This window comes from Streptomyces sp. NPDC059957 (assembly GCF_042730015.1).
GTDB lineage: Bacteria > Actinomycetota > Actinomycetes > Streptomycetales > Streptomycetaceae > Streptomyces.
This window is the reverse complement of sequence record NZ_JBHWMB010000093.1, coordinates 11132-19975: the sequence shown is the minus strand read 5'-3', so window position 1 is coordinate 19975 and position 8844 is coordinate 11132. Positions and strand designations below refer to the sequence as shown.

8 protein-coding genes are annotated in these 8844 nt (G+C 72.6%); 3 read left to right on the top strand and 5 right to left on the bottom strand.

All coding sequences use genetic code 11. The features are described from left to right. Window positions 1–64: 64 nt before the first annotated feature. The 5 genes from ACFWBW_RS37015 to ACFWBW_RS36995 are packed head-to-tail and all read right to left on the bottom strand — an operon-like array spanning window position 65 to window position 4925. On the bottom strand, window positions 65–1327 hold the full coding sequence (locus ACFWBW_RS37015) for an ABC transporter substrate-binding protein (RefSeq protein WP_385382644.1): 1263 nt from the start codon (window positions 1325–1327) through the stop codon (window positions 65–67). Next, the gene (locus ACFWBW_RS37010; RefSeq protein WP_385382641.1) at window positions 1324–2460 is read right to left on the bottom strand and encodes a branched-chain amino acid ABC transporter permease; all 1137 of its coding nucleotides are present in this window, start codon (window positions 2458–2460) and stop codon (window positions 1324–1326) included. Before ACFWBW_RS37010 ends, ACFWBW_RS37015 begins: the two co-directional genes overlap by 4 nt. Continuing rightward, window positions 2453–3343, bottom strand: a complete 891-nt coding sequence (locus tag ACFWBW_RS37005; protein WP_385382638.1) for a branched-chain amino acid ABC transporter permease — start codon at window positions 3341–3343, stop codon at window positions 2453–2455. Before ACFWBW_RS37005 ends, ACFWBW_RS37010 begins: the two co-directional genes overlap by 8 nt. Further along, window positions 3340–4140, bottom strand: a complete 801-nt coding sequence (locus tag ACFWBW_RS37000) for an ABC transporter ATP-binding protein (protein WP_385382635.1) — start codon at window positions 4138–4140, stop codon at window positions 3340–3342. The genes ACFWBW_RS37005 and ACFWBW_RS37000 overlap by 4 nt, the downstream gene beginning before the upstream one ends. Continuing rightward, window positions 4128–4925 carry an ABC transporter ATP-binding protein gene (locus tag ACFWBW_RS36995; protein WP_385382632.1) on the bottom strand — a complete coding sequence of 266 codons (798 nt, stop codon included), beginning with the start codon at window positions 4923–4925 and terminating at the stop codon, window positions 4128–4130. The genes ACFWBW_RS37000 and ACFWBW_RS36995 overlap by 13 nt, the downstream gene beginning before the upstream one ends. Before the next feature lie 187 nt (window positions 4926–5112). Between ACFWBW_RS36995 and ACFWBW_RS36990 the strand changes: the two genes are divergently transcribed. The 3 genes from ACFWBW_RS36990 to ACFWBW_RS36980 all read left to right on the top strand — a co-directional run. Continuing rightward, window positions 5113–6300, top strand: coding sequence for a PucR family transcriptional regulator (locus ACFWBW_RS36990; protein WP_385382629.1), 1188 nt, complete (start codon window positions 5113–5115; stop codon window positions 6298–6300). Between the two features lie 354 nt (window positions 6301–6654). Further along, window positions 6655–7566, top strand: a complete 912-nt coding sequence (locus ACFWBW_RS36985) for an alpha/beta hydrolase family protein (RefSeq protein ID WP_385382678.1) — start codon at window positions 6655–6657, stop codon at window positions 7564–7566. A 95-nt stretch (window positions 7567–7661) separates the two neighbouring features. Next, window positions 7662–8844 (top strand): AAA family ATPase (locus ACFWBW_RS36980; RefSeq protein WP_385382626.1); only part of this gene is annotated, 1183 nt, incomplete at its 3' end.

The window sequence follows — 8844 nt, the reverse complement described above, 5'->3', positions numbered from 1 at the left end:
TAAGGCAGCAGCATTCCCCGCTCGCGTGGGGTAGCGCTCCCACCGCCCGTCTGCTGCCCGCTGCTCAGGAAGCGGGCGTGAACTTCGTCGCTGCGGGCGCCGCGGTGGCCTCCTTGACCACCTTCATGCCGCCCGGGACCGCCGCGTCGGGCTTCAGGATCACGCTCTGCTTGGTGGAGGGGGCCTTCGGGTCCGAGAAGTCGTGGGTGATGCCGAAGCCGTTGTCGTAGGACTTCAGGCTCAGCAGCGCCGCCCGGATGCCCTCGCGGGTCAGGTCCTTGTCGGCGCAGGCCTTCTTCAGGACCTCCCCGAACAGGGCGCCGGCCGAGTAGCCGGCCACCACGCCGTTGTCCAGGCCCGCGTCCGGGTACTCGGCCTTGTACGCGGCGGCCAGGGCTGCCGGGCCCGCCTCGGTCGAGCCGATCGGCAGGGCCGAGGAGGCGACGTAGTAGTCCTTCTGCAGGGCCGCGCCCGCCGGGGTGGCCAGGAGCTGCGGTGCGAAGGCCGAGTTGTTGCCGACGATCGGGATGCCCCAGCCGCCCGCCGCGGCCACTCCGACGAGCGAGGCCGCCTGACGGGGGCCCGCGCTGACGATCACGGCCTTGACCCCGGCCTGCTTGAGCGCGGCGACCTGGGCCGTCATGTCGTTGTCGGTCGGCTTGATCTTCTGTTCGACGATGCTCAGCCCGGCCTCCGCGGCGATGGCCTTGGCCCCGGTCAGCGCGTTCTCGCCGTAGTCGCCCTCGAAGTAGACGTGCCCGATCTTGTCTCCCGAGGCGATGCGCTTCTGGTCGAGGAGGAAGCCGACGGCGTTGATGGTCTCGATGTCGTACGTCGCACCCACCGTACGGATGTACGGGCTGCCGAGCAGCGAGGCGGACCAGGCCTGCGGGATGACCAGACCCTTGTCCTGGCCGTCGATCCGCTGCTTCACGGCGGAGACGAACGGGGAGCCGATGAACTGGGAGAAGCCCAGCACGGAGGGCTCCAGCTCGGTGTAGGCGGCGAGGGCCTTCTGCGGGTCGTAGCCGTGGTCGCGGACCGTCAGCTCGATGGTGCGGCCGCAGATGCCGCCCGCGGCGTTGGTCTGCTTCACCCACAGCTGCTGGGCCTGGGTGACGCTCTTGCCGAGGGAGGCGTAGACGCCGGTCATGTCGGTGAGCGCGCCGAGTTTGATGGTCTTGTCGCTCACCCCCGCTCCGGCCTTGACCCCGCCCGCGGCGGGCTTGTCGCCCTCGGCGGTGGTGGCCTTGCCGCTGCACCCGGCGGCTCCGGTCAGGACGAGTGCGGCTGCAAGAACCGCGGCAGCGTGCCTTCTTCTGTTCACTTTCGCTCCTTCGAGGGTGTGGTGCGGGTCCGGATGATCCGGGTGATGCCGGTGAGACCGCCCGGCAGGAACAGGACGGCGACGACGACGGCGGCTCCGTAGAGGTAGCGGGAGGCCTCGCCCGGCGAGACCCCGCCCGTCCCGGGTGCGGACACCAGGGGGAGGGCGTCGCTGTAGCGGGTGAGGAGTTGGGGCAGGAGGGAGACGAAGACCGCGCCCACGACGGCGCCCGAGACGGTGCCGAGGCCGCCGATCACGATCATGGCGAGGTATTCCAGGGACAGCACCATGCCGAAGTAGTCGGGCACGGTGCGCTGGAAGACCAGGGCGAGGAGCACGCCTGCGAGCCCCGCGTACATGGACGACAGGACGAAGACGGCTGCCCGGTAGCGGGCGACCGGCACTCCCATCACCCCTGCGGCGATGCTGTGGTCGCGCAGGGCGTTCATGGCCCGGCCGGGTCGGCCCCGCAGGACCCCGCGGGCGAACAGGGCGCCGACCAGGAGGGCCGCGAGGCCTACGTACCAGAGCTTCTCGGCGGACTGGAAGGGGACGGCGGCGATGACGGTCTCGGTGTCGTCGAAGGTGAAGCCGAAGAGGGACAGCGGCTCCACCTCCCGGCCGTTGAACCCGCCGGTGATGCTGGTGGCGTTGAACAGCACGTGCTGGCCGATGAAGATCAGCGCGAGCGTGGCGATGCCGAGGTACGCGCCGCGCAGCCGGCCGGCGATGGGGCTGAAGATGCCGCCCGCCGCCCCGGCGAGGGCGACGGCCAGGACCGCGGCGAGCCAGCTGGGCAGGCCGAGGCCGACCAGCGTGTGACTGCCCGCCGTGCTGCCGTCCCCGGCGAGCGCGCAGTACCCGTACGCGCCGACCGCGAGGAAGAAGGCGTGGCCCATGGACAGCTGGCCGGTGGCTCCGGTGAGCAGGTTGAGGCCGATGGCGCCGATGGCGGCGGCGATGGCGAACAGCCCGGCCTGCAGCCAGAACCGGTCGAGGTAGAACGGCAGCGCGAGGAGGACCAGGCCTGCGGCTGCCACCGCCAGGTTCCGGGCGCTGAGCGGCCGCGGCCGGACGGCCGGCTCAGAGGTGACGGCCTCGGCGGGCCGAACGGGGCTGCGGGTGTCAGACACGGGCGAGCTCCTTCGTGCCGAAGAGTCCGGCGGGGCGGATCAGCAGGACCGCGACCATCACCAGGTACGGGGCCAGGTCTCCGATGCCGCGGCCGAGGAAGGCCAGTTGGCCCTGGTAGCCGGTGGCCAGCGCCTCGGTGACTCCGACGATCAGACCGCCGGCCAGTGCGCCGCTGGTGGAGTCGAGCCCGCCGAGGATCGCGGCCGGGAAGGCCTTGAGGGCGGCGAGGGAGGTGGCCCGCTCCAGGCCGGGCGTGGGGAAGACGGTCAAGAAGAGGGCGGCGACTGCGGCCAGCGCCCCGGCCACCGCCCATGCCGCGAGGGAGACCCGGCCCAGCCGTACGCCCATCAGGGCCGCCGTTTCGGGCTGTTCGGCGGCGGCGCGCATGGCGACGCCCCAGGAGGTGTGGCGGAAGACGAGCAGGAACACGGTGATCAGCAGCCCGGCAGCGAGGATCGCGGCGATCCGGGTCTGTGGCACGACGACGGGTCCGAGGTGGACGACGCGGTCGCCCCAGGGATCGCCGAGCGAGAGCACGTCGGTACCGATGCGCCGGGTGAGGTCGGTGATGAGGAGGATGTCGACGCCAATGGTGACGATGGCCAGCACGCTCTGGTCCTGGCCCCGGTAGCGCCGCATCACGAGGAACTCGATGGCCGCTCCCACCGATGCGGCCGCGAGGGTGCCGGCCAGGAGGGCGCCCCAGAACCCGAGCTCCTCGTGCAGGATGGCGGTGACGTACCCGCCGGCCAGCAGCAGCGAGGCGTGGGCGAAGTTGACGACCTCGGTGGCTTTGAAGATGACCACGAAGCCGAGGGCGATCAGTGCGTAGACGGAGCCCATGGAGAGCCCGCCGATCAGTAGTTCGAGGAAAGTGGTCATGAGGCCGGTTCCTCCTCTCCGAGGTATGCGCGGATGACCGCGGGATCGTTCTGCACCTGTGCGGGAGTCCCGCCGCCGATGCGCTTGCCGAAGTCGAGTACGGTCACCGAATCCGCGAGCCGCATCACCACCCCCATGTCGTGTTCGACCAGGACGATCGAGATGCCCAGGCCGTCCCGGACGCCCGCGATGACGGCGGCGGTGCGCTGCCTCTCGTCCGCGGTCATCCCGGCGACGGGTTCGTCGAGGAGCAGCAGCTTGGGTTCCATGCACAGGGCCCGGGCCAGCTCGACGAGCTTCTGCTTTCCGTACGGGAGCGAGCCGGCCGGCGCCGCGAGGTCGCCGTCCAGCCCCACGAACTCGGCTATTTCCCTGACCCGTTCGCGGTGCCGGCGGTCCTCGCGGGCGGCGGCGGGCAGCCGCAGTCCGGCCGCCAGGAACCCGGTCCGCATCAGCCGGTGGCGCCCCAGCAGGAGGCTGTCGGCGACGGTGGTGTGCGGGGGCAGCGCCAGGTTCTGGAAGGTGCGGGCGATGCCGAGGTCCGCGACGGCGTGCGGGGCGAGGCCGGTGAGCTCGGCGGCGCCGAAGTGCACGCTGCCGGCGGTGGCCCGGTACACCCCGGACAGGACGTTGAAGCAGGTCGACTTGCCCGCTCCGTTGGGCCCGATGACGGCGTGGACGCTGCCGGGGTCCACCGTGAAGGAGACCGAGTCGAGCGCGGTCAGCCCGGAGAAGCGGACGGTGACGTCGGTGACCGTCAGGGCCGGCGGGGACGAGGGCTCGCTCACGCGGACCACCTGCGCAGTTCCCGCGGCGCCCCGGCGCTCTCCGGCGCCGGTGCGGCTTCGTCCGTGATGCCGAGGTAGCGGCGCCGGACCTCGTCCGAGGCGGCCAGTTCGGCGGCCGGGCCGTCGAGGGTGACCTCGCCGACCTCCAGGACGTAGGCGTGCGAGGACAGCCGCAGTGCCAGGGCGGCGTTCTGCTCGACGAGGAGCACCGAGGCGCCCGAGGCGTTGATCTCGGTGATGGTCTCGGCGATGGTGGCGGCCATCTTGGGAGCGAGCCCGAGGGTGGGTTCGTCGAGGAGCAGCAGGCGGGGGCGGGCCATCAGGGCCCGGCCCAGGGCCAGCATCTGCTGTTCGCCGCCGGACAGCAGTCCGGCCCGCTGCCGCGCCCGCTGGGCCAGTACGGGGAACAGTTCGTGCACCCGGGCCAGGGAACGGGCCGTATCGGCGCGGGACCCCGCGCGGCCTCCCAGGGCCCCGGCGCGGAGGTTGTCCGCGACGGTCATGCGGGTGAAGATCTTGCGTCCTTCGGGTACTTGGACCACGCCGGCGGCGACGACCCGGTCCGGGCCGAGCCCGTCCAGCGGCCGGCCGTCGAAGGTGACGGTGCCGTCCGTGACGGTGCCCCGGTGGAACCCGAGCGTCCGGGACACCGCGCGCAGCAGCGTCGACTTCCCGGCGCCGTTCCCGCCGAGTACGACGACCACTGCGCCGGCGGGCACGTCGAGCGATACGGAGCGCAGGGCCCGGACCGGCCCGTAGCCGACGGAGAGCGCGCGTACCTGTAGCGAACCCACGTGTTTCCTTCCTCTGGGCAGCCTTGTGCTGGCGCACAGACCAACACCGTGGCGGGGCGGGCGTCCACCGGCGGATGCGGAATCGCTGCCGATGACCAGCCGGGGAAGTCGCGCGTTGTGCACGGGCACAGACCGGCTTCGCACGCCCCTGGCGGCGGCGGTGGGCGGGATGACATCCTCGGCGGCCATGGGTGGACGTAGAACGCGCACGGAACAGGAATGGTCGGTCCTGCTGTCGGCGGCGGACGTACTGATCACTGACATTCCCGGACTCACCGACCAGCTCATCAAGGATCTGGCGCAGCACTCGCCGCTGTTCGACCTGGCCGTTCCTCGGGACGAACACTGGAGCCAGGTCAGCAAAGCGATGCACTACGGGATCGAGGCCTTCGCCGCGCGCCGGTCCGCCCCGCGCAAGGACCTCTCGTACGCGGAGGAACTGGGCCGGCGACGGGCCGAGCAGGGGCTGCCGCTGGACCTGCTGCTCTACGCGTACCGCAGGGCGGGCCGGCTCACCTGGGACGCGCTGCTGGACATCGTCACCGAGAAGGACCCGGAGGCACTGCCCGTCCTGGCGCGCGCCGCCGGGGCCATGTGGGCCGGGATAGAGCAGCAGGCCGCCGCGACCGCGGAGGCGTACCGCAGCGCGGAGGTCGAGATGCGCCGGCGCAGCGACGAGCGGGTGCAGGCCCTCCTGGACGCCCTGCTGGAGGGGGACAGCGCACCGGCGCTGGCCGCCCAGGTGGCGCTCGCCCTGGACCTGCCGGAGCAGGGGCGGTACGCGGTGGTCGTGCTCCCGGCCGACCGGGGCGACTCGGTGCACCGGGTCGTGGCGGCGGGCGGGATGCGGCTGTTCTGGCGGATGCGCACGGAGCGGGAGCTGGCCGTGGTGGCGCTGGGCGACTCCTCGACGGCCGAGCTGGCCGCGGAGCTCGCGGACCGCTGCCCGGGGCCGGGCGGAATCAGCCCGGTGGTGGACGGACTGGCCGAACTGGGCCGGGCCAGGCGGCTGGCGGAGACGGCGCTGCGGACCTGCGGGCAGGACGAACGGGTGCTGGTACGGCTGACCGACCGGTTGCCCACGGCCCTGGTGGTGCGCCAGCCCGAGCTGTCGGCCGAGCTGGTCCAGGCGGTCCTCGGACCCCTGTTGGACCTGGACCCGGCGGACCGGGCGATGCTGCTGGAGACCCTCGACGCCTGGCTGACGGCGGAGGGCTCGGCGGGCCGCGCGGCGAGCCGCCTGTACTGCCACCGCAACACGGTCTTCAACCGGCTGCGCCGGCTGGAGAGCCTGACGTCGAAGTCCCTGTCCCGCCCCCGGGACCTGATCGCGCTGACCCTGGCGCGGGACGCGTACCGGCTGTCGGGCGGCTGAGCGGGGCCGGCGGCGTGATCGGTGCGCCGGGCGGCAAGCCCGCCGGCTTGACCGGTGCGCCCGGCGACGGGACCGGTACGTCCGGCGGCGCCCCGGTACGTCCACCGACGGGACCGGTGCTTCCGTCGGCGAGACCGGTGATTCCGCCGATGTGCGGTCGCGGAGTGCGCCGTGACAGTGGTCCGGCCAGCGACAGCGGCGGGAAGCACCGTCAGGCGGCGCGGACCTCGGCACTCAGCCGGGTACGGGCCACCGCCGGGAAGGCTCCGCCACGACCGAGAGGACGACTCCGTCGTGCAGCAGCAACACTCCGAGAACGCCCACCAGGCCCACTCCGACCACGGCGCCGCCGGCATGCGGGGGCGGTCCGTCGACCCCGCCGGCGGCGGGACGCGGCTCCGTTCGCTCGTGTCCGCACTGGCGGCGCTCGTGACGATCGGCGCAATCGCCACGTTCACGGCGTCCGGGGCACAGGCCGCGGCCAACCCGTACGAGCGGGGCCCCGCGCCGACCAACTCGAGCATCGAGGCCCTCCGCGGCTCCTACTCGGTGTCGCAGACCAGCGTTTCCTCCCTGCTGGTCACCGGCTTCGGAGGCGGCACCATCTACTACCCCACGTCCACCGCGGACGGGACCTTCGGCGCCGTGGTGATCTCACCCGGCTTCACCGCCTACGAATCCTCCATCGCCTGGCTCGGCCCGCGACTGGCTTCCCAGGGCTTCATCGTCATGACCATCGACACGCTCACCACCCTCGACCAGCCCGACAGCCGGGGGCGCCAACTGCTCTCCGCCCTGGACTACTTGACGGAGCGCAGCAGCGTCCGCACCAGGATCGACAGCAGCCGGCTCGGTGTGATGGGCCACTCCATGGGTGGCGGCGGCACCCTGGAGGCCGCCAAGAGCCGGACTTCGCTGCAGGCGGCCATCGCGCTCACCGGCTGGAACACCGACAAGTCCTGGCCCGAGATCAAGACCCCGACGCTGATCGTGGGGGCCGACGGCGACACGATCGCACCGGTCGCCACGCACTCCGAGCCCTTCTACACGAGCCTGCCCAGCTCGCTCGACAAGGCGTACCTGGAGCTCAACAACGCCACGCACTTCACTCCGAACAGCTCGGACACCACGATCGCGAAGTACAGCATCTCGTGGCTGAAGCGGTTCATCGACAACGACAGCCGCTACGAGCAGTTCCTCTGCCCGGTGCCGAGCCCCAGCCTCGCGATCGAGGAGTACCGGGGCAACTGCCCCCACACTTCCTGATCCGACCCCGTCAGGTGGGAGGCCATTCCGCTTCGGCCTCCCACCTGCTGCGTCCGGTCTTCCGCCATTGTTTACACGGCAGTAACCTCACCGGCGTGACCGGACACACGACTGCGGCAAGTCCTTGCCGGATTTACGGCCGGACGACCGAACTGGCGGCTGTGGCCGCCCTGTCGGACCAGCTCCGGCCCCGGCACGGCGGGGCGCTGCTGCTCGCGGCGGAGCCCGGCCTGGGCCGCAGCGCACTCCTCACCTGGGCCGCCGACGAGTTCACGCTCGGGCCGGTCCTTCGCCCCCGACGCCTCCCCGGCGAGCCACGCCCCTACGACGGCATGCACGCACTGTTGTGCGCGGCGGCCGAGAGCAGGGGCGCGGCGCCGCCGCGGGCCGCCTTCGGAACGGTCCGGCCGGCCGGACTGCCCGAACTGCCCGAACTTCTCCGGCAGTACGTCCCCGAGGACGAGCCGCTGCTCGTCTGCGTGGACGACGCACACCTGTGGGACGCGCCCTCGCGGGCCGTCCTCGGCTCGGCCGCACGGCGTCCCGACCCCGCGCGCCCGATCGGACTCCTGCTCTCGGTCGCGGAGCACCGGGCGGCGGATCCCGAATTCGCGGGGCTGCCCGTGGTCCGCTTCGGCCCGCTCGACGACGGCGCTGCGACGGCGCTGCTCCGCGACCTCACCAGTGGGGGCCTGGATCCTTCCGTACGCTCGGAGTTGCTGTCCGAGGCCGAAGGCAACCCCGCCGTCCTGACGGCCCTCGCCCAGCGCCTGACACCGGATCAGCTCGGCGGCCATCGGCCGCTGCCCCGCCCGCTCGTGGACGGCGGCGCCCTGTGGGCCGTCTTCGGGAGCCGCCTCGCCCCACTGCCGCCCGCAGCCCGTCAGCTCCTGCTCCTGGTGGCGTCCGCGCACGAGCCCGATCCCGACGCGGCCGGGGCGGATGCCTCCCTGGTCCTGCGGGCCGCCCGCAAGGCCGGACTGGACCCTGCCGCGCTGGACCCCGCCGAGGCGGCGAGGCTGGTGCACCACGACGGGGACCGCATCGCATTCACGGGATCCCTGCTCCGCCGGACCGTCTACTCCGGCGCGCCGTCCTCGCAACGCCGGGCCGCCCACGCGCTGCTCGCCTCGGTCATCGACGCCGACGGCCACCGCCTGCGCCACCTGCTGCACCTCGCCCTGGCCGCGCAAGGGCCCGATGCCGCCCTCGCGGCCGGCCTCGCCGAAGCGGCCGCGCCCGGCACGCCGACATCCGGCATGGAACGCTCCGCCGCCC